At 71.3% G+C, this 26,653-nt stretch carries 23 protein-coding genes and 2 pseudogenes; 10 read left to right on the forward strand and 15 right to left on the reverse strand.

The annotated features are described in order from the left end of the window. Positions 1-120: 120 nt before the first annotated feature. Complete coding sequence (locus ORI94_RS26090; protein ID WP_266079916.1) at positions 121-786, forward strand: hypothetical protein; 666 nt, start codon at positions 121-123, stop codon at positions 784-786. A 36-nt stretch (positions 787-822) separates the two neighbouring features. Here ORI94_RS26090 and ORI94_RS26095 read toward each other — a convergent pair whose 3' ends face one another. The 6 genes and pseudogenes from ORI94_RS26095 to ORI94_RS26120 form a co-directional block, all read right to left on the reverse strand. Then, positions 823-1,845 (reverse strand): TIGR03842 family LLM class F420-dependent oxidoreductase, encoded by a 1,023-nt coding sequence (locus tag ORI94_RS26095; RefSeq protein ID WP_266079917.1) that lies wholly within the window; start codon positions 1,843-1,845, stop codon positions 823-825. Positions 1,846-1,856: 11 nt separating this feature from the next. Continuing rightward, on the reverse strand, positions 1,857-3,272 hold the full coding sequence (gene hydA, locus ORI94_RS26100; protein WP_266079918.1) for a dihydropyrimidinase: 1,416 nt from the start codon (positions 3,270-3,272) through the stop codon (positions 1,857-1,859). 154 nt (positions 3,273-3,426) lie between these two features. After that, positions 3,427-4,713: an aspartate aminotransferase family protein gene (locus ORI94_RS26105; RefSeq protein WP_266079919.1), complete on the reverse strand. Its 1,287-nt coding sequence runs from the start codon at positions 4,711-4,713 to the stop codon at positions 3,427-3,429. Then, entirely contained in the window at positions 4,710-5,552 is an 843-nt protein-coding gene (locus ORI94_RS26110) for a nitrilase-related carbon-nitrogen hydrolase (protein WP_266079920.1), read from the reverse strand. Before ORI94_RS26110 ends, ORI94_RS26105 begins: the two co-directional genes overlap by 4 nt. 186 nt (positions 5,553-5,738) lie before the next feature. Next, entirely contained in the window at positions 5,739-5,915 is a 177-nt protein-coding gene (locus ORI94_RS35375) for a hypothetical protein (RefSeq protein ID WP_323056091.1), read from the reverse strand. 193 nt (positions 5,916-6,108) lie between these two features. Next, positions 6,109-6,358 (reverse strand): annotated as a pseudogene (locus ORI94_RS26120) (helix-turn-helix domain-containing protein). Positions 6,359-6,703: 345 nt separating this feature from the next. Here ORI94_RS26120 and ORI94_RS26125 point away from each other — a divergent pair. After that, positions 6,704-9,325 (forward strand): ATP-dependent Clp protease ATP-binding subunit, encoded by a 2,622-nt coding sequence (locus ORI94_RS26125; protein ID WP_266079921.1) that lies wholly within the window; start codon positions 6,704-6,706, stop codon positions 9,323-9,325. Positions 9,326-9,363: 38 nt separating this feature from the next. Here ORI94_RS26125 and ggt read toward each other — a convergent pair whose 3' ends face one another. After that, positions 9,364-11,190, reverse strand: a complete 1,827-nt coding sequence (gene ggt, locus ORI94_RS26130) for a gamma-glutamyltransferase (protein WP_266079922.1) — start codon at positions 11,188-11,190, stop codon at positions 9,364-9,366. Positions 11,191-11,354: 164 nt separating this feature from the next. Between ggt and ORI94_RS26135 the strand changes: the two genes are divergently transcribed. Then, positions 11,355-12,149 (forward strand): hypothetical protein, encoded by a 795-nt coding sequence (locus ORI94_RS26135; RefSeq protein ID WP_266079924.1) that lies wholly within the window; start codon positions 11,355-11,357, stop codon positions 12,147-12,149. Between the two features lie 461 nt (positions 12,150-12,610). Here the strand turns inward: ORI94_RS26135 and ORI94_RS26140 are convergent, their stop codons facing one another. The 5 genes from ORI94_RS26140 to ORI94_RS26160 all read right to left on the reverse strand — a co-directional run bounded on the left by ORI94_RS26140 (position 12,611) and on the right by ORI94_RS26160 (position 16,265). Further along, positions 12,611-13,021 carry a DUF6278 family protein gene (locus tag ORI94_RS26140; RefSeq protein ID WP_266079926.1) on the reverse strand — a complete coding sequence of 137 codons (411 nt, stop codon included), beginning with the start codon at positions 13,019-13,021 and terminating at the stop codon, positions 12,611-12,613. 73 nt (positions 13,022-13,094) lie between these two features. Then, a complete protein-coding gene (locus ORI94_RS26145; protein WP_266079928.1) occupies positions 13,095-13,874 on the reverse strand; it encodes an exodeoxyribonuclease III in 780 nt (259 codons plus the stop codon). Between the two features lie 63 nt (positions 13,875-13,937). After that, entirely contained in the window at positions 13,938-14,573 is a 636-nt protein-coding gene (locus ORI94_RS26150) for an MBL fold metallo-hydrolase (protein ID WP_266079930.1), read from the reverse strand. A 49-nt stretch (positions 14,574-14,622) separates the two neighbouring features. Then, positions 14,623-15,921 carry a 4-carboxymuconolactone decarboxylase gene (gene pcaC, locus ORI94_RS26155; protein WP_266079932.1) on the reverse strand — a complete coding sequence of 433 codons (1,299 nt, stop codon included), beginning with the start codon at positions 15,919-15,921 and terminating at the stop codon, positions 14,623-14,625. 32 nt (positions 15,922-15,953) lie between these two features. After that, entirely contained in the window at positions 15,954-16,265 is a 312-nt protein-coding gene (locus ORI94_RS26160; protein WP_266079934.1) for a transposase, read from the reverse strand. A 456-nt stretch (positions 16,266-16,721) separates the two neighbouring features. On the opposite strand from ORI94_RS26160, the gene ORI94_RS26165 reads away from it, so the two are divergent. Continuing rightward, positions 16,722-17,783, forward strand: coding sequence for a DUF6492 family protein (locus tag ORI94_RS26165; protein ID WP_266079936.1), 1,062 nt, complete (start codon positions 16,722-16,724; stop codon positions 17,781-17,783). Here the strand turns inward: ORI94_RS26165 and ORI94_RS26170 are convergent. Beyond that, positions 17,666-18,301, reverse strand: coding sequence for a hypothetical protein (locus ORI94_RS26170; protein WP_266079938.1), 636 nt, complete (start codon positions 18,299-18,301; stop codon positions 17,666-17,668). The two genes, ORI94_RS26165 and ORI94_RS26170, sit on opposite strands and share 118 nt — an antisense overlap. 935 nt (positions 18,302-19,236) lie before the next feature. Between ORI94_RS26170 and ORI94_RS26175 the strand changes: the two genes are divergently transcribed. The 4 genes from ORI94_RS26175 (at position 19,237) to ORI94_RS26190 (ending at position 23,499) form a co-directional block, all read left to right on the forward strand. Continuing rightward, a complete protein-coding gene (locus ORI94_RS26175) occupies positions 19,237-19,992 on the forward strand; it encodes a (5-formylfuran-3-yl)methyl phosphate synthase (protein WP_037684233.1) in 756 nt (251 codons plus the stop codon). An 8-nt stretch (positions 19,993-20,000) separates the two neighbouring features. Then, complete coding sequence (locus ORI94_RS26180) at positions 20,001-21,404, forward strand: aldehyde dehydrogenase family protein (protein ID WP_266079942.1); 1,404 nt, start codon at positions 20,001-20,003, stop codon at positions 21,402-21,404. Beyond that, entirely contained in the window at positions 21,401-22,513 is a 1,113-nt protein-coding gene (locus tag ORI94_RS26185) for an NAD(P)-dependent alcohol dehydrogenase (RefSeq protein WP_266079944.1), read from the forward strand. Before ORI94_RS26180 ends, ORI94_RS26185 begins: the two co-directional genes overlap by 4 nt. Before the next feature lie 80 nt (positions 22,514-22,593). Next, positions 22,594-23,499 carry a class I SAM-dependent methyltransferase gene (locus tag ORI94_RS26190; RefSeq protein WP_031144569.1) on the forward strand — a complete coding sequence of 302 codons (906 nt, stop codon included), beginning with the start codon at positions 22,594-22,596 and terminating at the stop codon, positions 23,497-23,499. Positions 23,500-23,647: 148 nt separating this feature from the next. On the opposite strand, the gene ORI94_RS26195 is transcribed toward ORI94_RS26190, so the two are convergent. Beyond that, complete coding sequence (locus ORI94_RS26195; protein WP_031144567.1) at positions 23,648-24,181, reverse strand: EF-hand domain-containing protein; 534 nt, start codon at positions 24,179-24,181, stop codon at positions 23,648-23,650. A gap of 359 nt (positions 24,182-24,540) precedes the next feature. On the opposite strand from ORI94_RS26195, the gene ORI94_RS26200 reads away from it, so the two are divergent. Beyond that, positions 24,541-24,846: a hypothetical protein gene (locus ORI94_RS26200; RefSeq protein ID WP_266079949.1), complete on the forward strand. Its 306-nt coding sequence runs from the start codon at positions 24,541-24,543 to the stop codon at positions 24,844-24,846. 595 nt (positions 24,847-25,441) lie between these two features. Here the strand turns inward: ORI94_RS26200 and ORI94_RS26205 are convergent. Continuing rightward, positions 25,442-25,597 (reverse strand): hypothetical protein, encoded by a 156-nt coding sequence (locus ORI94_RS26205; protein WP_010059700.1) that lies wholly within the window; start codon positions 25,595-25,597, stop codon positions 25,442-25,444. Between the two features lie 171 nt (positions 25,598-25,768). On the opposite strand from ORI94_RS26205, the pseudogene ORI94_RS26210 reads away from it, so the two are divergent. After that, positions 25,769-26,185, forward strand: a pseudogene (locus ORI94_RS26210) (GTP-binding protein); the annotation flags it as partial. Positions 26,186-26,653 lie beyond the last annotated feature (468 nt).

Raw genomic sequence — 26,653 nt, forward strand, 5'->3', positions numbered from 1 at the left:
CCCGTCACCCCGCACCTACGGAGCGAGTTCGTGCTTCCGCCCCACAGGGAAGCATGTGAGACTGGCGTCCCGTCCGCAGTGCGGGCCCCCTTCCGCACCGACCCCCACGAGAAGTGCGACGTGCGTTCCATTCCTCTGCCGATAGCCCTGACCGCGCGCCTGTCCCCGGTGGTCGTCCTCGCCGCGGCGGGCTGGGCCCTGTCGTCCGGCCCGTCGTCCGAACCGCAGGCCGCCGGGAAGAAGCCGACCGGGGCGACGGAATCGCAGTCCGCCTCCGCCCCGCCGGCGACGACCGCGCCGAAGACGTACACCGCCGCCCCCGCGCCCTGCGACAGCATCGCCGAGAAGACCGTCAAGGCCCTTGTGCCGAAGGCGAAGGCGGGCGGCAAGGAGATCAGGTCCACCGACTCCGAGCTGCGCCGCACCTGTTCGTGGAACGCGCTCGACGGCTACGAGTACCGCTGGCTCGACGTCTCCTTCGAGGTCCTCCAGTCGGACGACGCGGCCGAGGAGTCGTACCGGGGGCGGCTGAGGGACCGGAGCGGCGGAGGCGAGGTCCCCGGGCTCGGTGACGCCGGGTACTCGGTCGTGGACCTCACCACCGAGGACGAGCAGCAGACCCGTGAGGGCGTGGTGGTGGCCCGCGCCTCCAACGCGCTGGTGGTCGTGACGTACAACGGCAGCGACTTCGAGTCGAAGAAGGCGCCCTCCACGGACGAGATCAACAAGGGCGCCATCAAGGCCGCCAAGGAAGCGATGGCGGCACTGCTCGACGGCAGGGCCTGACCCGGCCCGCGCGGCCCGGGTCAGGGCGGGCCCGGGTCAGGAGTTGACCGCCGGGATCACATGGGCCCCGTACACGTCGATCACGGTTTCCGGGGCGTCGTGCATGTCGTAGACGGCGAACTGGTCGACGCCCAGGGCGCGGAGCGCCTCCAGCTTCTCGACGTGTTGTGCCACCGTGCCGATCAGGCAGAACCGGTCGACGATCCGGTCGGGCACGAACGCGGCGTCGGGGTTGCCGCTGCGGCCGTGGTGGGCGTAGTCGTACTCCTGGCGGGAGGCGATGTAGTCGGTCAGTTCGTGCGGGACGACGCCGCTGTCGGCACCGTACCGGGCGACCAGGTCGGCGACGTGGTTGCCGACCATCCCGCCGAACCAGCGGCACTGTTCGCGTGCGTGGGCGAGGGCCTTCGGGGAGTCGTCCTCGGTGACGTAGGCCGGGGCGGCGACGCAGACGGTCACCTCGGCGGGGTCGCGCCCGGCTGCGACGGCGGCGTCCTTGACGGCCTTGACCATGGTCTCGGTGAGGTAGGGGTCGGCGAGCTGGAGGATGAACCCGTCGGCCTCCTCCCCGGCCGTCCTCAGCGCCTTCGGCCCGTACGCGGCCATCCACACGGGGAGGCGGGAGCCCTCCCCGATCCAGGGGAAGCGGACGACGGTGCCGCCGCCGAGGTCGGCCTCCCCGCCCTCGGCGAGGGTGCGGATGACCTTCATGGCCTCGCTCACGCGGGCCAGGGTGTTGGGTGCGCGGCCGGCGACCCGCATCGCGGAGTCGCCCCGGCCGATGCCGCAGACGGTGCGGTTGCCGAACATGTCGTTGAGGGTGGCGAAGGTGGATGCGGTGACCTCCCAGGCGCGGGTGCCCGGATTGGTGACCATCGGGCCGACGGTGAGCGTCGTCGTGTGGGCGAGGATCTGGCTGTGGATGACGAAGGGCTCCTGCCAGAGCACGGCGGAGTCGAAGGTCCAGCCGTGGGTGAAGCCGGCCTGTTCGGCGCGCTTCATCAGGTCGACGACCCGCGAGGCCGGCGGGTCGGTCTGCAGAACGAGTCCGAAGTCCATTCGCACTGCTCCTAGGTGAGGTACTGACAGGTGGACCGCGGGGTGTAGACGCCGTGGCCCGCGCGGCCGGTGTACTCCCGCTCGGTGATGACGGGTTCGCCCCGCGAGAGGACGGTCTCGACGCGGCCGGTGACGCGCTTGCCCTCGTAGGCCGAGTAGTCGACGTTCATGTGGTGGGTCCCGGCGGAGATGACCTGCTCGGCGTGCGGGTCGTAGATCACGACGTCGGCGTCGGCGCCGGGTGCGATGGTGCCCTTCTTCGGGTACAGGCCGAACATGCGGGCCGGGGTGGCGCAGGCGATCTCGATCCAGCGACGGCGGGTGAGGTGCCCGTCGACAACTGCCTGGTGGAGCAGGTCCATTCGGTTCTCGACGCCCGGCAGACCGTTGGGGATCCTGGAGAAGTCGCCGCGGCCGAGGTCCTTCTGGCCGGTGAAGCAGAACGGGCAGTGGTCGGTGGAGACCACCTGGAGGTCGTTGGTGCGCAGGCCCCGCCACAGCGCGGCCTGGTGCTCCTTCGGCCGCAGGGGCGTGCTGCACACGTACTTGGCGCCCTCGAAGTCCGGCTCGGCGAGGTTGTCGGCGGACAGGAACAGGTACTGCGGGCAGGTCTCGCCGAAGACGTTCAGGCCCTCGTCGCGGGCGCGTGCCAGTTCGGCGACCGCCTCCGTCGCGGAGACGTGGACGACGTACAGCGGGGCGCCGGCGACCTGGGCGAGGCGGATGGCGCGATGGGTGGCCTCGGCCTCCAGCAGGGCCTTGCGGACCTCGCCGTGGTGGCGGGGGTCCGTCTCGCCGCGGGCCAGCGCCTGCTCGACGAGGACGTCGATCGCGATGCCGTTCTCGGCGTGCATCATGATCAGGCCGCCGTTCTCGGCGGAGCGCTGCATGGCGCGCAGGATCTGTCCGTCGTCGCTGTAGAAGACGCCGGGGTAGGCCATGAACTGCTTGAAGGAGGTGACGCCCTCCTCGACCAGCCGGTCCATCTCCTCGAGGGTGCCCGGGTTCACGTCGGAGACGATCATGTGGAAGCCGTAGTCGACGGCGCAGTTGCCCTCGGCCTTGGCGTGCCAGGTGTCCAGTCCCTCGCGCAGGGAGTGGCCGACGCTCTGCACGGCGAAGTCGACGACGGTCGTCGTACCGCCCCAGGCGGCGGCCCGGGTGCCGGTCTCGAAGGTGTCGGAGGCGAAGGTGCCGCCGAACGGCAGCTCCATGTGGGTGTGGACGTCGACGCCGCCCGGCAGGACGTACTTCCCGGTGGCGTCGATGGTCCGGTCCGCGGCGAACGTCGGGGCGGTGAAGCTCTCGGCGGCCGGGGTGCCCGAGGCGGCGAGGGCCGTGATGCGGCCGTCCTCGATCAGGACGTCGGCGTGGAGTTCGTCGGAGGCGGTGATGACGAGGCCACCACGGATGACGGTACGGCTCATGGGTGCGCGCTCCGCTGGGTCGTGGTCGAAAGGTGCGGGTCGTCGGTGGCTGGTCGCGCCCGCGCGGCGGTAGCCGCACGTCGATCCCGGCCCCGCGCCCCTCGAGGGCTTCGCCCCCGCGGGGGACGCGGGCAGCCGGGGCGGGCGTCGGCCGCTACCGCAGGCTCCGCAGAGCCTGTTCGAGGATGGCGGCGCCCTCCTCGGCCTCCGCGACGGTGAGGGACAGGGGCGGGGCGATGCGCAGGACGCTGGTGTTGTGGCCGCCGCCCTTGCCGATGAGCAGTCCGCCCCGGCGGGCGGCCTCCAGCACGGCGGAGGCGGTCCGGGGGTCGGCCTCGTCGGTGCCCGGTCCGGTCAGCTCGATGCCGATCATGAGCCCGCGCCCGCGGACCTCGCGTACGGCGGGCACCTGGGCGGCGACGGCCCGCAGGCGTTCGATGAGCAGTCCTCCGACCCGCCGGGCGTTGCCCTGGAGGTCGTGTTCGAGGAGGTAGGTGAGGTTGGCCAGGCCGGCGGCCATGGTGACCTGGGTGCCGCCGAACGTCGAAATGCTCTGGGATTCCAGGCAGTTCATGATCTCGGCGCGGGCGACGACGCCGCCGATGGACATGCCGTTGCCGATCCCCTTGGCGAAGGTCACGATGTCGGGCGGGCCGCTTCGGGCGTGCGCCTGCCAGCCCCAGAAGTGTTCGCCGGTGCGGCCCCAGCCGGTCTGCACCTCGTCGGAGATCCACAGCACCCCGTGCGCGTGCAGGACCTCGCGGAACGCCGCGTACAGTCCGTCGGGCGGTGAGGTGAAGCCGCCGACGCCCTGGATCGGCTCGGCGATCAGGGCCGCGGGCGGACGCGTGTGGCCGAGCAGGTCCTTGAGGTCGTCGACGCAGGCCGCGACGAACTCGTCGTCGCCGAGCGTGGCGTACGGGCCGCGGGTGCGCACGCCTCCGTGCACGTACAGGGTCTGCAGCGGGGACAGCCCGGTCGGGGACCATCCGCGGTTGCCGGTGACGCCGACGGCGCTGAAGGAGCGGCCGTGGTAGCTGTTGCGCATCGCCAGGACGGTGTTGCTGCGCCGGTGGGCGGTGGCGAGCAGCAGGGCGGTGTCGTTGGCCTCGGTGCCGGAGGTGGTGAAGAAGACGCGGGCGTCCGGGATGCCGCTCAACCGGGCGACGCGTTCCGCGAGTTCCACCATGTGCCGGTTGAGGTAGAGGGTGGAGGAGTGGATGATCCGCCCGGCCTGCTCGGCGACCGCCTTCGTCACCTCGGGCAGGGCGTGGGCGGTCATGGTGGTGAGGATGCCGCCGAAGAAGTCGAGGTACCGGTTGCCCTCGGAGTCCCAGACGTGGCGGCCCTCGCCGTGGGTGATCTCGATCGGCTCCTCGTAGTAGAGGGCGAGCCAGTCGGGGAGCACGGAGCGGTGGCGGCCCAGGAGGTCGTCGGTCACGGCCGCACCAGCCCTTCGTAGGCGTCGGGCCGGCGGTCGCGGTAGAAGGCCCACTGCTGCCGCACCTCCTCGACGAGGCCGAGGTCGAGGTCGCGGACCACGAGTTCCTCCTCGCTGTCGCTGGCGACGTCGCCGACGAACTGTCCACGGGGGTCGACGAAGTACGAGGTGCCGTAGAAGTCGTTGTCCCCGTACTCCTCCCGGCCCACGCGGTTGATCGCGGCGACGAAGTACTCGTTGGCGACGGCCGCGGCCGGCTGTTCCAGCTGCCACAGGTGGGACGAGAGTCCGCGGTGCGTGGCGGACGGGTTGTAAACCAACTGGGCTCCGTTGAGACCGAGTTGGCGCCATCCTTCCGGGAAGTGGCGGTCGTAGCAGATGGAGACGCCGACCTTGCCGACGGCGGTGTCGAAGACGGGCCAGCCGAGGTTGCCGGGCCTGAAGTAGAACTTCTCCCAGAACCCCTCGACCTGCGGGATGTGGTGCTTGCGGTACTTGCCGAGGACGGTGCCGTCGGCGTCGATCACGGCGGCGGTGTTGTAGTAGAACCCCGACTGCTCGACCTCGAACACCGGCGCGACGATCACCATGCCGGTCTCACGGGCCAGTTCCCGCATCCGGGTGACGGTCGGCCCGTCGGGCACGCGCTCGGCCCAGCGGTAGTGCCCGGCGTCCTGGACCTGGCAGAAGTAGGGGGAGTTGAAGACCTCCTGGAACCCGATGATCCTCGCGCCCCGCCGGGCCGCCTCACGGGCGTGCTCCTCGTGTTTCGCCAGCATGGACTCGGTGTCGCCGGTCCAGGTGGCCTGGACCAGGGCGGCACGTACGACGTTGGCCATGAGCTGCTCCTTCGACGCGACGTCAGCGCCTCTACGCCCGTAGAAGCGGTCGTAGAGGGACGAACGTAAGCCCCTCGGAGGGCCTTGCCAAGACCATCGTCGTGAAGCCGCGGAGTCGATCGTGTTTCGCACTCCGGTGGGTGAGTCCCCGCGGCGGCCGGCCGGGGCCTGTCCGGCGGGGCCCGGTCAGGTGGTGAATCCGGCGACGCGCAGGGCGTGCAGCAGGTCCCAGTACCGCTCGTCGGAGGCGCCCCGGACGGCACCGAGGAGCAGCGGGACGAGCCGCTCGGGTCCGGGGGCGGCACTGCGGGCCGCCCCGGCGGGAGCGCGCATCCCGACGTGGGCGTCGAGGAGCGTGCGCACCTCGCGGTGGCGGTGCTCGGCGTCCGGCGCGAGGACCGCCCGGCCGGTTTCCTCGGCGGGCCGTACGACGCCCTGGCGCAGGATCTGCCCGCCGTCGTCCGCGTGCCCCGCCGCGGTCAGCGTGTCGGCCGCGGCGACCAGCCGGTCGGCGGGCAGGGAGGCGCCCGGCAGGCGCTCGCCCGGGGTCTTCGGCTCAGGCGGCCACCGGTGGCGCGACCGGGGCGCACCGGCCCACCGGCTCGCCCGTCGACAGACCGAGGGTGCGGGCGCGGGCGGCCACCGTGAAGAAGGCCGGAGCGGGAGTCCGCCCGGTCTCGATCTTCCGGAGGGTCTCCGGGGAGATGCCGGCGCGCGGCGACCCGCGGCGTGCTGCGGTCGCCGCGCGCGCCGCGTTCGCGTCCGCGTTCTTCGGGGGTGCGAGTCACGCACCACGCCCCCCTCATGCCGGTATATTAATTGGCGCGCTGGAGTTGAAGCCGAGCCCTCCCGCGCAGGCCCTCCGGAGCGTGCCCCGCGCGGTGACGTGGCTCCGAGGTGCTGCCCCCGAGCGATCGTGCGAGGGTGTTCTACGAGCGCGCCGCGCCCACCACACGTCAGGCAGCACGTCGAAGGCGGCACGTCGAAGGCGGCACTCGCACCGCGGGGTCACGCATGCGTGCGACCGGGAGGCGGCCGGGCACCCGCGTCCGGACCGTACGTCGAGCAGTGAGCGCGCCCCGGGCCTCCTTCAGGTCCCCGGTTCCGCCCGGCCCTGGGGGATCCCGCAGGGGCGGGCGGAACGGATGTCCATGAGCAGCGGGTTCACGGGTCCGGAGGGCTACGGCTCGGACCCCTTCGGAGAGTTCCTCGCACGTTTCTTCGGCGGGCCGCGCCCCCGGCAGGTCGACATCGGCCGGCTGCTGAGCCAGCCGGCCAGGGATCTGGTGCGCGGTGCCGCGCAGTACGCCGCCGAGCACGGCAGCCGCGACCTGGACACCCAGCACCTGCTGCGCGCCGCGCTGGCCACCGAGCCGACCCGCGGCCTGCTCAGCCGGGCGGGCGCGGACCCCGACTCGATGGCGTCGCAGATCGACGAACGGTCCGGGCCCGTCCAGTACGGCCCGGACGACGCCCCGCCGCCGACGTCGCTCTCGCTGACCCCCGCCGTCAAGCGGGCCCTGCTGGACGCGCACGAGATGGCCCGGTCGACCGGGGCCGGGTACATCGGCCCCGAGCATGTGCTCAGCGCCCTGGCGGCCAATCCCGACTCGGCCGCCGGGCACATCCTGGACGCGGCCCGGTACGCCGCCGCCGGAGGGCCGCCCGACGCACCGGACCCCGCGCCGCCCCGCCCCGAGCGGCCCCGCACCGCCACGGGCACGCCGACGCTGGACCAGTACGGCCGTGACCTCACCGAGCTGGCCCGCGAGGGCCGCATCGACCCGGTGATCGGGCGGGAGGAGGAGATCGAGCAGACCATCGAGGTGCTCTCCCGGCGCGGCAAGAACAACCCGGTGCTGATCGGTGACGCGGGCGTCGGCAAGACCGCCGTGGTGGAGGGGCTGGCGCAGCGCATCGCCGACGGGGACGTGCCCGACCTGCTGATGACCCGGCGGGTGGTCGCGCTGGACCTGACGGCCGTGGTCGCCGGAACCCGCTACCGGGGCGACTTCGAGGAGCGGATGACCACCATCGTCGACGAGATCCGTACCCACTCCGACCGGCTGATCGTCTTCATCGACGAGCTGCACACCGTCGTGGGCGCCGGAGGCGGCGGCGAGGGCGGTTCGATGGACGCCGGCAACATCCTCAAGCCGGCGCTGGCCCGCGGCGAGCTGCACGTCGTGGGCGCGACCACACTGGAGGAGTACCGCCGGATCGAGAAGGACGCGGCGCTGGCCCGCCGCTTCCAGCCGATCATGGTGCCGGAGCCCACACCGTCCGACGCGATCGCCGTCCTGCGCGGTCTGCGGGACCGGTACGAGGCCCACCACCAGGTCCGCTACACCGACGAGGCGCTGGTGGCGGCCGTGGAGCTGTCCGACCGCTATCTCAGCGACCGCCGCCTGCCGGACAAGGCGATCGACCTGATCGACCAGGCCGGCGCCCGGGTGCGGCTGCGGTCCCGGACCAAGGGCACGGACGTACGCGCCCTGGAGCAGGAGCTGGAACAGCTGACCTGCGACAAGGACCAGGCGGTCGCCGACGAGCGGTACGAGCAGGCGACGCAGCTGCGGGACCGCATCGGTGAGCTGAAGGAACGGATCACCGAGGTCGGTGGCGAGGGCCGGGTCGACGAGGGCCAGAGTCTGGTGGTGGACGCCGAGGCGATCGCGGAGGTGGTGTCCCGGCAGACCGGCATTCCGGTCAGCCGTCTCACCGAGGAGGAGAAGGACCGGCTGCTGGGTCTCGAGGAGCACCTGCACCAGCGGGTCGTCGGCCAGGAGGAGGCGGTGCGGGTGGTCGCGGACGCGGTGCTGCGCTCGCGGGCCGGGCTCGCCAGCCCCGACCGGCCGATCGGCGGTTTCCTGTTCCTCGGGCCGACCGGCGTCGGCAAGACGGAACTGGCGCGGGCGCTGGCCGAGGCCCTGTTCGGCAGCGAGGACCGCATGGTCCGCCTCGACATGAGCGAGTACCAGGAGCGGCACGCCGTCAGCCGGCTGGTGGGCGCCCCGCCCGGGTACGTCGGCCACGAGGAGGCGGGTCAGCTGACCGAGGTGGTGCGCAGGCATCCGTACTCGCTGCTGCTGCTCGACGAGGTGGAGAAGGCTCATCCTGACGTCTTCAACATCCTGCTCCAGGTTCTCGACGACGGCCGGCTGACCGACTCCCAGGGCAGGACGGTGGACTTCGGCAACACCGTGATCGTGATGACGAGCAACCTCGGTTCCGAGGCCATCACGCGGCGCGGCGGGGCGCCGGGCTTCTCCGCCGGCGGCGCGGACGCGGACGAGGAGGCCCGGCGGGAGCAGATCCTGCGGCCGCTGCGGGAGCACTTCCGGCCCGAGTTCCTCAACCGGATCGACGAGGTGGTGGTGTTCCGCGAGCTGACCGCCACGGAGCTGCGGCGGATCACGGATCTGCTGCTGGAGGCGACGCGGCGCGGGCTGCGGGGGCAGGGTGTCGCGGTCGAGTTCACCGAGGAGGCCGTGGACTGGCTGGCGCGGCGCGGCCATCAGCCCGAGTACGGGGCGCGGCCGCTGCGCCGCACCATCCAGCGGGAGGTCGACAACCAGCTCTCCCGGCTGCTGCTGGACGGCACGGTCAGCGGCGGCGACCGGGTGACGGTGGACGCGGCGGACGGAAACCTCACGTTCCGGAGGCAGGCGGGGACCGGCACCGCGGCCGGGGCCGGGGCCGGCGGCGGGTCGACGGCCGGCACCGGCACCGGCCGTGAGGAGCCTCCAGCACCCGCGCCGCCCGAACGGTGAGCGCGCGGGCGCCCCTTCCCGCCGACCGGGCCTGCGGCCTACCGCGCCGGGCGCACCACCATCGCCGAGCCGCCTCCCCGGCGGGTCTTCTCCGCCGCGGCGACCCACCGGCCGTCCGGCAGCCGCTGCACCGCGGTGGTCGCGCCGATCTCCGGGTTGGGCTGGAAGGAGTGTCCGACGGCTTCCAGCTTCTGCCGTACGTCGCTGTCGTACAGGCCGGGTTCGAGGTCGGTGCGGGCCGTGTTGCGCTGGCTGGCGCGCGGCGCGGCGATCGCGTCGACCAGCGGCAGACCGCGGTCGAGGAAACCGGTGAGGGTCTGCAGCACGGTGGTGATGATGGTCGAGCCGCCGGGCGAGCCGAGCGCCACGACCGGCCGGCCGTGGCCGTCGAGCACGATCGTCGGGGCCATCGAGGACCGGGGCCGCTTGCCGGGACCCGGCAGGTTCGGGTCGTGGACGGCCGGGTTCGCCGGGGCGAAGGAGAAGTCGGTCAGCTCGTTGTTGAGCAGGAACCCGCGGCCGGGCACGGTGATGCCGCTGCCGCCGGTCTGCTCGATGGTGAGCGTGTAGGAGACGACGTCGCCCCAGCGGTCGGCGGTGGTGAGGTGCGTGGTGCTCTCGCCCTCGTACGTCGTCGGGGCCGCGGGGCCGCCGGTCGCGCAGGGCGCGGGGTCGCGCGGGTCGCCGGGGGCGAGCGGGCTGGTGAGGACGGCGTCGTCCTGGATGAGGCACGCGCGGGAGTCGGCGTACCGCTGGGAGAGCAGTTCCTTCGTCGGTACGTCCTCGAAGGCGGGGTCGCCGACCCAGCGGCCCCGGTCGGCGAACGCGATGCGGCTGGCTTCGATGAGGCGGTGCAGGTAGCGGGCGTCGTCGGCCCGGGAGAGGTCGGTGCGCTCCAGGATGTTGAGGGCCTCGCCGACGGTGGTGCCGCCGGAGGAGGAGGGCGCCATGGCGTAGACGTCCAGGCCGCGGTACGACGTCCTGGTGGGCGGCTGGGTCGTGGCCCGGTACGCCGCGAGGTCCCGGGCCGAGAGGTCGCCGGGGCGGGCGTTCCAGCCGGAGTCGGGGTCCACGGGCGGCTCGTTGACCGTGTCCACGATGTCCCGGCCGATGCCGCCCCGGTACAGCGCGTCGACGCCCTTCCGGCTCAGCTCCGCGTAGGTGCGGGCGAGGTCGGGGTTCTTGAAGGTGGTGCCGACGACCGGGAGTTCGCCACCGGGAAGGAACAGCTCGGCGGTGTCGGGGAAGTGGCGGAAGCGGGCCTCGTTGGCGGCGGTCTGGGCGCGGAAGGTGCTGTCGACGGTGAACCCGTCGCGGGCCAGCTTCTCGGCGGGTCTCAGGACCGTCCGCAGGGGTTTGCTGCCCCACTTCTCGAGCGCCCGCTGCCAGGTGGCCGGGGTGCCCGGGGTGCCGACGCCGAGGCCGCTGCTGACGGCTTCGGCGAAGGGGACGGGGGCGCCGTTCTCCAGGAAGAGGCCGGAGTCGGCGGTCAGCGGTGCGGTCTCGCGTCCGTCGATCGTCCGCACGGTGCGGGAGCCGGCGTCGTAGTGGACGAGGTAGCCGCCTCCGCCGATACCGGCCGAGTAGGGCTCGGTGACGCCGAGGGCGGCGGCGGTGGCGACGGCCGCGTCGACGGCGTTCCCGCCCTTTCTGAGGATCTCGATGCCGGCGGCGGAGGCGTCGGCATCGACGCTGGAGACCGCTCCGCCGTGGCCGACGGCCACCGGGGTCTTGGCAGGCGGCGGGGCAGGGGTCCGGCCGGGCCCGCCCTGCGTGCCGGTCGTCGGGGGCGCTGCCGCTCCCGCCGAGACCACCACGGCGGTGACCGCCAGAACCGTCAGCTTCCGTCCGACACGATGACGCATCCGCACCTCCGTTGAAGGGCCGTTCCCGCAGCCTAATTCATCGCCATGCCCACATCAGGTACATCGTGGGACACGCCGTGGGGCGTGCCGTCGCGGTTTCCCCGGACGTCCTTTCCCGGACGTCTCGAACACGGGTTTGCCCGAGCCCGCTAGCATGCGCGCCCATGAGTGACGACGTACGCAACATTGTTCTGGGTGTGGTCGCCTCCGGCCTCTTCGCCGCGCTGGGCTGGATCGCCCGTACCTACCTGTGGAAGCGCAGGCTCCGGCGCAAGCAGGCCTTCTTCGGACTGCCGGACCACTCCCAGTCGCTCCTCGTCGTCAACCGTGATCCGGCCACGGCGGAACCGGCCGTGCACCGCTTCGACGTGTTCTCGCTGCTGGAGCTCTCGGCGCTGATCAAGGACTGCGGGGCGCACGTCCAGGTGGTCACGCAGGACATGGTCCATCAGGGTTTCGGCGAGCGCACGGAGTTCTGCGTAGGGGGTCCCGCGTCGAACCGGCGCATGATGGCCCACATGGCGGCGATGCTGCCGGGGGTGCGCGTCAACATAGACCCCGAACCGGGCCCGGACCGGGCCGCCTTCCGGATCGGCACCGAGCTCTACCGGATGGAGCCGGGTGTCAGGGAGTACGTCCTGCTCGCCCGGCTCACCGCCGGGGAACGGCCCGACGCCCGGCCGGTGTTCCTGTTCTGCGGCCAGCGCGCGATCACCAACCAGGCCGCCACCCGCTACCTCGCCCGCCATCACGAGCGGCTGGCACGCAAGCACGGTTCCCATTCCTTCGTCCTGCTGCTGAGGGTCGTCAACTCGCAGGCGTACGGTCCTGATGTCGTCGAGGTGGTCGGGGACGTGACCCGCGCCGCGCAGACCCCGCTGCCGGCCCCCACCGAGTCCTCCCCCGACCCGGCACCCGCTCCCGCGCCCGCCTCGCGGAGGAAGCAGCAGAAGCCCTGACCTCCCGCAGGGCGCGCACGGGCGGGTGACGACCGGGCGCCACCCGTCCGGCGCGCAGCTGACCTTCTGCCCGTCGGCGAACGACCCGTGGCACGGGCCGTCTTCGCCACGCGGGCAGTGATCTCCGGCTGCCGCCGGGCGGGACTGGCCGTTGTGAACCGCCGCCCCTGGATGTGGGACGGTGGGCCCCTCCCGGCGGCGGTGTCCCCGCTTTGACCGCGAAGCCACCTTCCTCACCGGGACGGAGAAAACATCGTAGTCGAGGCCGGGGACGGGCGTCTCCGCGAGCCCCCACCCACTGCTCGAGAATCCTGGAGAGGGCCTGGAGAGGGCCTGGAGAGGAAGTGCCCGGCCCGGCCGCTGTCCGGTGCGCGCCGGAGTGCGGGGGCGGTGGGGCGGTGGGGCGGTGGGGCGGTCGGGGCCGGCCGGGGACGGCCGGGGACGGAGCGCCGGCCGGTGTCTCAGGCCTCCGCGACCTCGGCGTACAGCTGGGACAGTTCGGGTACCCCGCCGGCGGCCCAGGCGTGCCCGGATTCCACGACGTCGAACTCCCGCCCGGAGGCGAGCCGTACGACGGGCTGACCGTCGGGCCGGATCTCCCAGACGGCTCCTGGAACGGTGCGCACGACGACCGTGCCCAGATACAGCCCCACGTCGTTGCCCAGCCAGGTCAGGGTGTCCTCGTCGTCCCGCCAGCTTCCCGGGACCAGCTGGTCCAGCGCCTCCAGCGAGGCCGGGGAGTCGTCCAGCCGGACACCGGCCCGCGCCACCTGGGAACGCAGCAGTTCGCACTCGGCGAGGAGTTCCGCGAGGCCTTCGGGGTCGCGGACTTGGAGATTCCGGCGCCGGTTGCCCAGGAAGGGGATGTTCATCCCTCCAGGGTGACATTCGTACCGCCGTCCGCACCACAGGGCGCGCGGGCAACTGCCGCCGGGGGGCGGGTGATCACACGTCCAGGTCGACCACGACCGGCGCGTGGTCCGAGGCGCCCTTGCCCTTGCGCTCCTCACGGTCGACGTAGGCGTCGGAAACGGCCTTGGCGAACGGCTCGTTGCCGTACACCAGGTCGATGCGCATGCCGCGGTTCTTGGGGAAGCCGAGCTGGCGGTAGTCCCAGTACGTGAAGGGGTGGTCGTACTTCAGCGGGCGCGGGACGACGTCGGTCAGGCCGGTCTCGCGCAGAGCGGCGAGGGCGGCGCGCTCGGCCGGGGTGACATGGGTGGAGCCCTCGAAGGCGGCGCGGTCGTACACGTCGTCGTCGGTCGGCGCCACGTTGTAGTCGCCGAGTACCGCGAAGGGGCGGCTGCCCGCCGCGTCACCGGCCACGGCGGTCTTCAGCGCCTCGAACCACCGGAGCTTGTACGCGTAGTGCGCGTGGTCCACCTCGCGGCCGTTGGGCACGTACACCGACCAGACGCGGACCGGGCCGCAGGTCGCGCGGACGGCACGGGGCTCCGACGAGCCGTCGTAGCCCGGGTCGCCGGGCAGGCCCTTGACGACGTCCTCGAGGCCCACGCGGGAGAGCACCGCCACGCCGTTCCACCGGCCGGTGGCGTGCACCGCCGACTCGTAGCCCAGCTCGCGCAGTTGCTCCACCGGGAACTGCTCCTCGGCGACCTTGGCCTCCTGGAGGCACAGCACGTCCGTGCCGCTGCTCTCCAGCCAGGCCAGGAGCCTCGGCAGGCGGGCGGTGATCGAGTTCACGTTCCAGGTCGCGATGCGCATGTCCCACAACCTACCGGGCACCTCGGACAATGTCCGGCCGGCGGCCGCCGGCCGCGGTCCGGCTCACAGCTCGGCCGTCGCCCCCGGGGCCAGCCGCAGGTGCGGAGCACCGCCGAGGGCGCCGATCTGGCGGTCGTAGATCGGCCGGGCCAGGTCGGTGAGCAGGGCGTCGTGGATGTCGTAGGCGCGCTCCGGCCGGACCTCGCGGACGTAGTCGATGACCTCCGAGATCTTGTTCCAGGGGGCCATGACGGGGAGCATCAGCGTCCGGACCGGGTGGTCGGGGACGGTGAGGGCGTCGCCGGGGTGGAAGAGGGCACCGCCGTCGACGAGGTAACCGACGTTGGTGACCCGCGGGATGTCCGGGTGGATCACGGCGTGCAGTTCGCCGTGCACCTGCACCTCGAAGCCCGCGGCGGTGAACGTGTCGCCGTGGCCGACGGTGTGCACCCGGCCGGGGAACGCGGCCGAGAGCTGGTCCGCGACGGACTTCAGGGTCCAGACCCCGGCGGCCGGGTCGGCCTCCAGGGCGGCCCTGACCCTGCCCTCGTCGAAGTGGTCGGGGTGCTCGTGGGTGACGAGGACGGCGTCCGCGCCGAGCGCGGCGTCCTCCTCGCTGAACCCTCCGGGGTCGACGACGAGGGTGCGGCCGTCCTTCTCCAGGCGGACGCAGGAGTGCGACTTCTTCGTGAGCCTCATACGTCCATCCTGCCTCCGCCGGCCCGCTCCGGCACGAGGCACCCGGGTCTCACTCCTGGGGTGTGGTCTCCTCGCGGACGACCTGCTGGGCCACGCGGAACGCGCTGTTCGCCGCGGGGACACCGCAGTAGACGGCCGTCTGGAGCAGGACCTCCTTGATCTCCGCGGGGGTGAGGCCGTTGCGCAGGGCCGCCCGGGTGTGGACGGCGAGGTCCTCCAGGTGGCCGCGGGCGGCCAGGGCGGTGAGGGTGACGCAGCTGCGGGTGCGCCGGTCCAGGCCGGGCCGGTCCCAGACCTCGCCCCAGACGGAGCGGGTGACGTACTCCTGGAAGTCGCCCGAGAAGTCGTCGCTGTGGGCCAGCACCTGGTCGACGTGCGCGTCGCCCAGCACCTCCCGGCGGACCTTCATCCCCGCTTCGTACGCGTCGGTCCCGCCGCCCTGGGCCTGCTGCGGGACGGCGGCGGCGATCTCCGCGACGGGCCCGGCCTGCTGCGGCACGACCACATGCCCCGCCCTGACCTGGACGGCGGGCAGGGCGATGTGTCCGGTGACGGGCTCGAAGGCGGGCTGCCAGGCCGTGGAGAAGTGCCGGACCAACAGGTCGGTGACGGCGGCGGGCTGCTCCACCGGCACGAGATGGGAGGCGCCGGGCACGACGGCCAGCCGGGCGTCCGGCACCCCGGCGACCAGCGTGCGGGCCTCGGCGGGGCCGGTGACCTGGTCGTCCGAGCCGACCAGCACCAGGGTCGGCACGCCGACGCCGGTGAGTTCGGCCCGTACGTCGAACGAGGCGAGGGCCTCGCAGGCGGCGATGTAGCAGCCCGGGTCCGTGGTGCGCACCATCTGCACGGCCCACTCGGTGATCGCCGGCTGCGCGGCCGCGAAACCGCTGGTGAACCAGCGGTCGGGCGAGGTACGGGCGATCGGGTCGAGCCCGTTCGTCCGGACGATCACCCCGCGCTGGCGGAACTCGTCGGCGGTGCCGAACCGGGGCGAGGCGGCGATCAGGGCGAGGGAGGCGAGGCGTCCGGGGTGCCGCAGGGCCAGTTCGAGGCCGATCGCGCCGCCGAGCGCGCAGCCCGCGTAGCCGAAGCGCTGCACGCCGAGGCCGTCGAGGGTGGCGAGCAGCCGTGCGGTGAGATCGCCGACCGATCCCCCCGGGTGGGCGGGGGCGCCTCCGTGTCCGGGCAGATCGAACCGGAACACACGCCACTGCTTGGTCAGTTCGGGGATCTGCCGGTCCCACATGTGCCAGGTGGTCCCCAGTGAGGGCCCCAGGATCAGGACCGGAGCGTCTTCCGGCCCGTCAAAGCGGTATTGCAGGGTGTTCGGTGGTGTCTCGCTCACGCCCCAGACCCTCTCACGTATCACGGACGCCCCTATAACGGGGGACGCCGGATGCCCGTACCGACCAGGTCGAAGACCTCTGGGGCGGCATACCGCCCGAGGCGTCGGATGATCTCGCGTCGGCCCTTGCCCGCCTGGGTGCGGCGTTCGCAGCACGCCTGGGTGCGCGGGGCGTGGCGCAGGCGAGTGAACACGATGCGGTGCAGGGCGGCGTTGGCCTGGCGGTCGCCGCCGTGGTTGAGCCGACGCGTGCTCCGACGGCCCCACGAACACTCGACGGGGCTGACTCCGCACAGGGCGGCAAAGGACGCCTCGGTGTTCAGCCGCTCGGGGTTGTCCCCCATAGTGATCAGCAAGGTGACTGCGCTGTCCGGGCCGATGCCCACCGGTACGAGTAGCTGTGGGGCGTGGCGTTCGACGAGCCGGGGCAGGCGTTGGTTGAGCTCGTCGATCTGCGCGGTGAGCTGTTGCGCTCGGCGAGCATGCGTAACGTCATGTGGGTGGCCTGGGTCACCGCGTCCTCGTCTCCCCCACCATCGGGTGGGTCGAGGCGAGGACGGAGGTGGCCGCGATCAGGACCAGTCCGTCTCCGGCGAGGTCGTCGACACCGTCTCCAGCCGGGCCCCGAAGAGCCCCCCAGACGGCGGGAGCGAAGAGCAACCAACTGCGACACGGGGCCTGCTGCCGCTCGGGCTTCAACACCCGCGAGCTATCAAAAGGCCCTCCGCTCGGATCGGGTGGAACCCGTAAACCACTTCCCTGGAGGCAACCGCTCAGCTGTACTGGCTATGCTCTGTCAAGTGCAGCAACCATTAGCCACCCCCCTCGCCTACCCGGCGTCCGAGGCTGCCGACGAACGGCTCATGGGCCACCGAGGCGGCGAACTGCCGCCGATCAGCGTAGTCATCCTGGCTGCGGAGAAGGACATGGCCGGGCTGGACGTCTGTATACGGGGTGTACTCGCTCGCTCCCTGAACCCCGTGGAGCTGGTGCAGGTTGTCGCTCAGCGCCTACCGGCGCGGTCCTTCGACGATCTAGATTCGCGCGTCGTCTGGTTCGACGAACGAAGCTGCGCACCCAGCAGCCGGGATGTGCGTGAGTACCTGCGAGGCTTGGGCAGAGATCCGTCCACTGCCTCGTGGTACTTCCAGCAACTGGCGAAGCTGCAGTGTTTCGATGCCCTTCCCGCAGGCACGCCGGAACACGTCCTGGTGGTAGATGCGGACTTCGTGTTCCTGCGAGACATGGCATTCGTCGACGGCCAGGGGCCCTCCGTGTTGCCGTACGGCTATCCCCTCTCCTGGCGCCTGAACACCCGGGTGCACCGGCTGCCGGACCACCACACTGCGCTGGAGGCGGCTGGGCGGCTGATCCCGGGCTGGCTGCCTGTGGACGCCTACAGCGGCATGCAGCACCACATGGTTTTCGATCGCACCATTCTGGGCGAAATTATCCAGCGGGCCCAGAAAGCACACGGCATACCCTTCTGGCAAGCGTTCCTGCGCACCGCCGACCCCTGTAAGTGGACGGGCGCCTCCGAGTACGTCCTCTACCGACACTTCGCCGCGCGCTTCTTCCCCGAACGCGTGCGCCATCGGCACGTCGACGCCGTCGACGTGATCCAGGCACAGGGACACGGCGGCTTCGTCCTACCTGAGGTGGCCGCTGCCGCCGAGGGCTCGTCGCTGCACGCTGTCGGCTGCCACCGTTTCCTCCATTACGCCGAGCGGCTCGCGACCATGGATTACATTCCCGCCGACCTGCGCCGTACCGTGTGCGCCGAGCCGACACCTCTCCAACTACGTCTGGACGGAGGACTGTTGACCATACGGAACGCGGTCCCGCCACTCACGCTCGTTTGAGGCCGCCTGGGCGCGTGGCCACTCGACTTTCGACGTTCTGACAGGTTTGGGTGCTCACGCGGCGGCGTTGGTGCTGGCGGCGGCCCATGCCTGCTGGACGGTGCGGATTTCTTGCTCGGTGGGCCGACCTGGCGGGTGGGCATACATCGGGCGGCGATGATCACCCGGCGGAGCTTGGCGACCATGTCTGACAGCGAGGGGTCGGTCTTGGTGGTGTACCAGGGTGCGCGCTGGCGGTGCTCGGCCACGTCGCCGGGCTGGTGGCCGTGCAGCGCGTACCAGGCCACGGTGATCGTGTAGCAGTACAGCCCGAAGGGCACGGTGTGCTCGACGGCGGCGCGGGTGCGGTTGTGGGCCTGGCCGGTGCCGAGCAGGTGGCGGGCCTCGGCGAAGGTGACCTCGATGGACCAGCGCATCGCGTATCGGGTGATCAGCTCGGCCGGGCTGCTGGTCAGGGCGGTGGTGACCAGGGCGAGGTCGTAGCCGGTGTCGGTGGTGTCGTCCCGAAGCAGGATCACGCGCACAGTGCGGGTATGGAAGGAGCCGTACCACAAGCAGGTGACCTCGGCCAAGTGCACGGTGTCGGTGCGTTGGTAGCGCGTGACCCGCACCGGAGTGAAGTCGGCGGCGGCCGCGAGCTGGGGGCGTGCCCAACCGCGCGCCCTTGAGCTCGGGACGCCCGCGTTTGCCGGTCGGGGGCCGGGCCAGGGCGAAAAGCACCGAGGACGCGGGCAGCCGGGTGTTGAAGGTGCAGGTCGCCGGCAGATCGCGCAATGCCTTGCCGTGGTAGGCGGCGTCCGCGACGACGGGCCTTTACGCCACCCACACCGCGGGGGTCCTGGCCATGGGCCTGATCCTTACAGCGGGCGGCGGATTCGTCGGGGAGCAACTGCTGGGATGGACGGAGGCAGTCAGAAAGCTCCTGAGCCGGTGGGATGAGGCTTCGAACGCCCCTCTCCGCAGCGCGAGAGACTTCGCGACGCAGGCCCCGCACTGCCCCGCCGGTGAGCGGGGCCAGAACGCAGTGTTCCGCGTGCCGGTTCGCCGCGGCGGACGGGCACCGTGGGCAGAGACTTCACCAACGGCGGAGGGCATTTGGGCACCATGGTGGCCGCCGGGCCATATCGATTACCTGGATCTCGACTACTGATCTCGGAGCCCATTTATGGCGAACATCAACTACCCGTGAGCTGAAGCACAATAGCCGCCACAAGGGCAGACCGGTTATCACCAATGCCCCGAGTTATTCACCGCCCGGGCGAAGTGTTGCCTGTGGGCTGGTTTGCACCGGTATCGACGGCGCACTGTACGTGGACATGAGCATCCTATGGGTACTCTGTGCGCCCTCCCGGTTCCCTAGGGTGACGGAAATGATGAGCGCACCGCACATGAGCCAGGTGATCCGCGGTCCCCTGTCCCTCGGCCGGGCGGACTGGCGGCGAAGGAGGTCAGGGTGTTGCTTCTCATCTCCCCGGACGGTGTCGAGGAGGCTCTCGATTGCGCCAAGGCTGCGGAGCATCTCGACATCGTCGACGTCAAGAAGCCTGATGAGGGCTCTCTCGGCGCGAACTTCCCCTGGGTCATCAGGGAGATCCGCGAAGCGGTCCCGGCGGACAAGCCGGTGTCCGCGACCGTGGGGGATGTTCCGTACAAGCCCGGCACAGTGGCCCAGGCTGCGCTCGGCGCGGTCGTCTCGGGGGCCACGTACATCAAGGTCGGCCTATACGGGTGCACGACGCCCGATCAGGGCATCGAGGTCATGCGTGCGGTCGTCCGTGCGGTGAAGGACCACCGCCCCGAAGCGCTCGTCGTCGCCTCCGGATACGCCGACGCTCACCGCATCGGCTGCGTCAACCCACTCGCCCTGCCCGACATCGCCGCCCGATCCGGGGCCGACGCGGCCATGCTCGACACCGCCGTCAAGGACGGGTCGCGGCTGTTCGACCACGTTCCGCCGGACGTCTGTGCCGAGTTCGTCCGGTTGGCCCACGCGTCCGGTCTGCTCGCCGCCCTCGCGGGCAGTGTCAAACAGACCGACCTCGGTCCGCTGACCCGCATCGGCACGGACATCGTGGGCGTGCGCGGAGCGGTCTGCGAGGGTGGCGACCGCAACGCTGGAAGGATTCAGCCGCATCTGGTGGCCGCCTTCCGGGCGGAGATGGACCGGCAGGCCCGGGAGCACGCGGCCGGCGTCCCCGCGGTGAACTGACCACCGGCATGCCGACATCCGAGTCCGAGCGCGTTCCCGGACGTCAACCCGCGCGTTTCGCCGTGGTCGACCCGGCCACCGGGGAGACCTTCGACGAGGCCCCCGACCAGCGGCCGGACGAGTTGGACGCCGTGGTCGACCGGGCCCACCGGGCCTGGCACGGCTGGCGGGCCGACCCCGTCGTACGCACGACTGCGTTGCGCGTGGCAGCCAACGCCGTTGAGGCGGCCGGCGATGACCTCGCTCGGTTGCTCACCCTGGAACAGGGCAAGCCCCTGGCCGAGTCGCACGCGGAGGTCGCCCGTACGGCGGCTCGCCTGCGCTACTTCGCCGACCTGGCCCCCAGAACCCGGCGGATCACCGACGGCCGGCCCGTACACAGCGAGATCCGCTGGCGATCCCTCGGACCTGTCGCCGCGATCGTGCCGTGGAACTTTCCCCTCCAGCTCGCGGCGGCGAAGTTCGCGCCCGCACTCGTGGCGGGCAACACCGTGGTCCTCAAACCATCCCCGTTCACCCCCCTCGCCACCCGGCTGCTCGGCACCGTCCTCGCCACCGCCCTGCCCGAGGACGTCCTGACCGTCGTCACCGGCCGCGAACCACTCGGCGCCCGCCTCGCTTCCCACCCGGGCATCCGCCACGTCACCTTCACCGGCTCGGTACCCACCGGGCGGGCCGTCGCCGAAGCGGCGGCGGCCTCGCTCGCCCGGGTCACACTGGAACTGGGCGGCAACGACGCCGCCGTCCTGCTGGACGACGTCGCGGTGGACCGGATCGCGGACCGGCTGTTCTGGGCCGCGTTCCGCAACTGCGGGCAGGTCTGCATGGCGGTCAAACGCGTCTACGCTCCGGCCCAGCTCCACGCCGAAGTCGTCGAAGCCCTCGCCCAGCGCGCGCAGACCGTCGCCGTCGGCTCCGGCCTGAACCCTGAAACCCGGCTGGGCCCGGTCAACAACGCCCCCCAGCTGGCCCGGGTCGAGCAGGTCACGAAGCAGGCCCTGGCGGACGGGGCCCGGGCGGCGGCCGGCGGCCACCGGCTGGACGGGCCCGGTTACTTCTTCGCTCCCACGATCCTTACCGACGTCCCGCCCGGCAGCCCGGTGGTGACCAAGGAACAGTTCGGACCGGTCCTGCCGGTGCTGCCGTACCGCAGCCTCGACGAAGCCGTCGACGCGGCCAACGGCACCGGCTTCGGCCTGGGCGGCTCCGTATGGGGCACCGATCTCGACCGGGCCGGGGCGGTGGCCGACCGGCTCGAATGCGGCACGGCCTGGATCAACCACCACGCCGAACTGTCCCTCGCCCAGCCCTTCGCAGGCGCCAAGAACAGCGGTGTCGGCGTCGCCGGCGGGCCGTGGGGGCTCTACGGCAACCTCCGGCCGTTCGTCGTCCACCGCCCGCAGGAGGCATGACGGTGAGGTTCCAGGCGGCCGTACTGCGTTCGTACGAGGACCCCTTCGCGGTCGAGGAGGTGACCCTGCACACCGAACCCGCAGACGGTGAGATCCTGGTCGAGATCGCGGGCTGCGGGATGTGCAGGACCGACCTCGCGGTCCGGCGATCGGCCGGCCGCAGCCCGCTGCCGGCGGTGCTCGGCCACGAGGGGGCCGGGGTCGTGGTGCGGACGGGCGGCGGCCCGGACACCGCGATCGGCGTCGGTGACCACGTCGTGCTGAGCTTCGACTCCTGCGGACACTGCCGCAACTGCCGCGGCGCGGCCCCTGCCTACTGCGAATCCTTCGCCTCCCTCAACCTCTTCGGAGGACGCAAGGAGGACACGCCGCGGCTCACCGACGCGACCGGGGGAGCGCTGGCTCCCCGCTGGTTCGGCCAGTCCTCGTTCGCCGAGTACGCGCTCGTCCCGGCCCGCAACGCCGTCCGGGTCGACCCCGCACTGCCCGTCGAACTGCTCGGGCCGCTCGGCTGCGGCTTCCTCACCGGCGCCGGAGCCGTGCTGAACACCTTCAGCGCCGGCCCCGGCGACACCCTCGCGGTCTTCGGCGCGGGAGCGGTGGGCCTGGCCGCGGTGATGGCGGCCACCGCCGCTGGCGCGCTGACCGTGGCCGTCGACCGGCATCCCGGGCGGCTGGCCCTGGCCGAACGGTTCGGTGCGATCCCGCTGCCCGCCGAAACGGCCGGACTGCCCGAGCAGATCCGGCGGCTGACCGACGGCGGCGCGCAGTACGCGCTGGACACCACGGCCTCGTCCCCGCGCATCAACGACGCGCTCCGGGCACTGCGCCCGACCGGCAGCCTCGGCCTGGTGGCACGGCTCCACACCGCGCTGCCGCTCGACCCGGGCACGCTGGACCGAGGCCGCAGCATCCGCCACATCTGCGAAGGGGACGCCGTACCCGGACTGCTGATACCCCGGCTGACCGGGCTGTGGCAGGCCGGACGCTTCCCCTTCGACCAACTGATCCGCACCTACCCACTGGCCGACATCAACGAGGCCGAACGCGACTGCGACGCGGGCCGCGTGGTCAAACCCGTACTCCTTCCGGCGGGAAGAAGCCGATGAGCGAGGCACACCGCACCGCAGCCTCACCGCATCCGACAAGCAGGCACCTCGCGCCCCCCACTCCCACCAACGGAGGAAACATGGTCGGCACGGCACCCCAGCACACGGAGGCGGAAGGCGTGGACGCAGGCGTGGGGCTGACCGCACTCCTGGTCGCCGCGGCACGGGCGATCGAGACCCACCGCCACGACAGCCTGGCCCAGGACACCTACGCGGAACACTTCGTGCGCGCCGCCCCGGCGTGCGCGGACTGGCCAGTGCGCATCCAGCAGGTCCCGGACGGCGACGGCAACCCGCTGTGGGGGCGGTTCGCCCGCTACTTCGGCCTGCGGACCAGGGTCCTCGACGACTTCCTCCTCCGGACGGTCCGTACGAGCGCCCGCCAAGTCGTCCTGCTGGGCGCGGGGTTGGATACCCGCGCCTTCCGCCTGGACTGGCCGTCCGACTGCGTGGTCTTCGAGATCGACAGAGCGGGCGTGCTGGCGTTCAAGCACCAGGTGCTCAAGGACCTGTCGGCCACCCCCAAGGTGAAGCGCGTCCCCGTACCGGTCGACCTGCGCGCCGACTGGGTCACCGCGCTGACCACCGCCGGCCTCGACCCGGTCGCACCGAGCGTCTGGCTGGCCGAGGGACTCCTCTTCTACCTGCCAGGCCCCGCCGAGACGTACCTCATCGACACGGTGGACCGGCTGACCACCGAAGGCAGCGCACTGGCCTTCGAAGCCAAGCTGGAGAAGGACCTGCTGGAATACCGCGACAGCCCGATCTACACGGCGACGCGAGAACAGATCGGCATCGACCTGCTTCACCTCTTCGACAAGGGACCACGACCCGACTCCGCGGGTGACTTGACGGCCAAGGGCTGGTCCACCTCGGTACACACCCCCTTCGACTTCACCCGCCGGCACGGACGTGGCCCCCTGCCCGAGCCGAACGACGCACTGGAGGGGAACCGGTGGGTGTTCGCGCACAAGCCCTCGCCCTGACGCCCGCAACGCTCACGACGTCCGCCCGCAGGCTAGGGGCGGGGCCCGCCGCAAGGCCCCGCTCGGTGGGACGTGTCCCGATGGAAGCGGCAGTTCGGTCACGTCGTAGCGGTGCCGCCCACGGCCGGAAAGCCGCTGACGGACCGTGTCAGACGGCCCGGGCAGCCACCAACTGGTCGCCCGGGATCCCTGCCATGTCCGGCGCGTAGTAGTCCTTGATGCCGGCGGCCCACGTAGCCACGGTGATGCGGTCCTCAGCATCCGGACCGAAGGCGTCGAAGAGGGCGTGGATGTTCGCCTCCTCGAAGCCGATCGCCGTCATCAGCGATACGAAGAGAGGGCGCTCGATCAGGCTGTCCCCGTCGGGGTCGCCGAGTACGGAGAGGGCCTCAGCGAACTCGGCGATCGTGGGACCGAAACGCTCGGGGTCAAGCACGAACGGACGGAACTCGTCCACGGTGATCACACCGTCGCCATTGGCGTCCAGTTCAGTGGCCAGCGTCGTCCAGTAGCGGCGGAACGCGGCCCGGATGGCGGCCTTGGCGCCGTCGTCCGAAGCGTCCGCCGCCTCCAGAACACGGCCCGTCATCAGATCGAAGTCGTCGGAGTCGATGACTCCGTTGCCGTTGGCGTCGAAGAGGGAGAAGACCAGCTCGACCCGCTTGGCGGCCTCGTCTCGCATTTCCATCACCTGTCTTCTGCGACCCGAAGATTCCGGGCCTGGGCCAATGAGGACGTCTGCTCGACCGTGTTGGGACACACGAAAATCTTCTGCCAACTGCACTGATGTAACCCAGCACGTGCAGCGGCCATGCCCCATGGAACCGCCATGACGAGCCACAGGTTCTCGATCTCCGCATTTGACGTCAATAGGACTGCTGAATGAGCGTGTGTGACAAGTCAGATGCCTCGCCTGTGACAACCAGGCTGCTTCGACCGATCTCATTCCCCAGCTCCGGACAGCACCATTCGGCGGCGTCTCCTACTGCGACTCCACGGGCATCACCGTCCGCGGACGCGGCTCGCGCCCTCCTGGAAGGCATGGAGACCCTGGCAGGGCAGCGGGCCGCTCACCTGCAGACGGTCGTGGCCGAGCTGCGCTCCGCCACGACGGACCTGCGCCGGTCTCAGCAGGAGCTGGAGCAGCGGCAGCGGGAGCTGCGCGAGGAGGCGGTGATCGTCGAGCCGCTGCAGGAGGTCGGCAGCGTCCTGGCCGCCGAACTCGACCTCGACGCGCTGGTCCAGCACGCGGTCGACGCCGCCACCCGCCTGGCCGGAGCGAGGCGTTCGGCGCCTTCTTCTACAACGTCCTGGGCGAGACCGGGGAGTCGTACCTGCTTTACGTGATCCCGGTGTCGACCGGTCGGCCTTCGACAAGTTCCCCATGCCGCGCAACACCGAGGTGTTCGATCCCCTACGGCACCATTGCACGCCTGGACCGGCGTCGGCTATCTCACCGCAACCGCCTCCTGGGAAGCTTTCCCGGGACACACCCCCCACGACGTGCAGAGCGGCATCGGCGTCGTGCACAACGCGCTCCTCCTGGACGGACCCGATCGCACCGTGGCCCGGAGCCCGTTCCACCCTGCGCCCCAGGCGCTCCTGCACGGGGTTCAGCTTGATCGGGCGGGCACTCTGGGCACCGATGCAGCACGCCCGTCACTTCCTGACCAAAGCGGCAGCATCCGCCTCACCCCGCAGCCAGGCTCTGCCCTCGACGACCGGCAGGCAGGGCCCGGCTCAGGGCAACCCCATCGCCAACGAGACAGGGCGGGGTCGGCGCATGGCCCCGCCCACGGGGTTCCCAGCTGTCTCTCTGGCCGGGCTCTCACCTCGTCCCGGCCTCGAGTGGTCCAGAAGCTCCTCACGGTGTGAACTTTCCGACCCGGAGGCAGTCATGGACACGTCACTCGTCGCAGAGAGTTGGTGAGGCGCCCTGACTTTAGAAGAAGTGCTTGCGTCCACCGACCGCGCGACCGGTCGCACCCAAGATCCACAGGATGGCGCCAACCAGAATGAGGATGCCACCGATCGTCGTCAGCAGACCCATGCCGACAAGCAGGCCGATGATCAGCAGAATAAGCCCAAGAATGATCATTTTAAACTCCATCGTCAATTCCGGCTCAGGCGCGTGTGCGTATGAGCTTCACAAGGGCCTGAGTTCGTCCCTTGGTGGGTAGATCCCGACCAGCTCCGAATGCCAGGATCTCGGTGCGATAGCCCTTGTGCCCGGCGACACGGTGTTCACGCCCTCCTTCGACACTTCGTTCAGTACGCCATCTCCTCGACCGTCCTCTGCTCCGGAAGGCCTTTTCACCCCGGACCGGTTTGGACGTTGGTGACGGAGACACCGGGCAGCGGCGCCTGCGGGCAGGTCCTCAGGTCCAAGGGCTTCTTCACCCTCGCCAGTCGGCCCTGGGTGACGGGACTGTGGCCGCAGGCCGGTTCGGTGCCTCGCTTCGAGCCTTCCTCTGCTCGTGACACCGCCAGCTCTTATGCGCAGGAACTCGTCTTCATCGGCGCCCAGAGGGACGCGGAGGTGCTGCGGGCCGACCAGAACGGCTGCCTCATGCAGGAAGGCGTAGCTCTGCCCGCTTCCGATCCCTTCCCTGCCTGGGACACCTACGGCTCCTGCGAGAGCTGCGCGCATGAGCACGACCCCCTCACCACGGTGACGGGGCACTGAAACTCCGGGTCGGTCGGTGGTCGCAGCCACGGCGGAGCTTCAATGGTCCCTGGCACGCAACCTTTCTGGCGCCAGCCCCGCCCTGCCTCCCCGCGGGGTTCCGTCGTCTTACGGCTGCAATGTTGACAGCGGATGCGATCGCAAATCCGTCGTCCCCACAAGCAACGCAGGAACCTGACGGAGTGAGGAGCCGAACGCGTCTTGTGCGCCAGCGCGTTCGCCCTCACGGCGAAGCCGCACCGGAGTGCTCCGGTGCGGCTTCGCCGTCTCACGGATCCGCGCAGAGATCCCGCCCGGACGGACCTCGGTGGGGTCTCGCCGTATCACCGACGCCCCTATACCGGGGGACGCCGGATGCCCGTACCGACCAGGTCGAAGACCTCTGGGGCGGCATACCGCCCGAGGCGTCGGATGATCTCGCGTCGGCCCTTGCCCGCCTGGGTGCGGCGTTCGCAGCACGCCTGGGTG

The sequence above is a fragment of the Streptomyces sp. NEAU-W12 genome, from assembly GCF_026242095.1.
Taxonomy (GTDB): domain Bacteria; phylum Actinomycetota; class Actinomycetes; order Streptomycetales; family Streptomycetaceae; genus Streptomyces.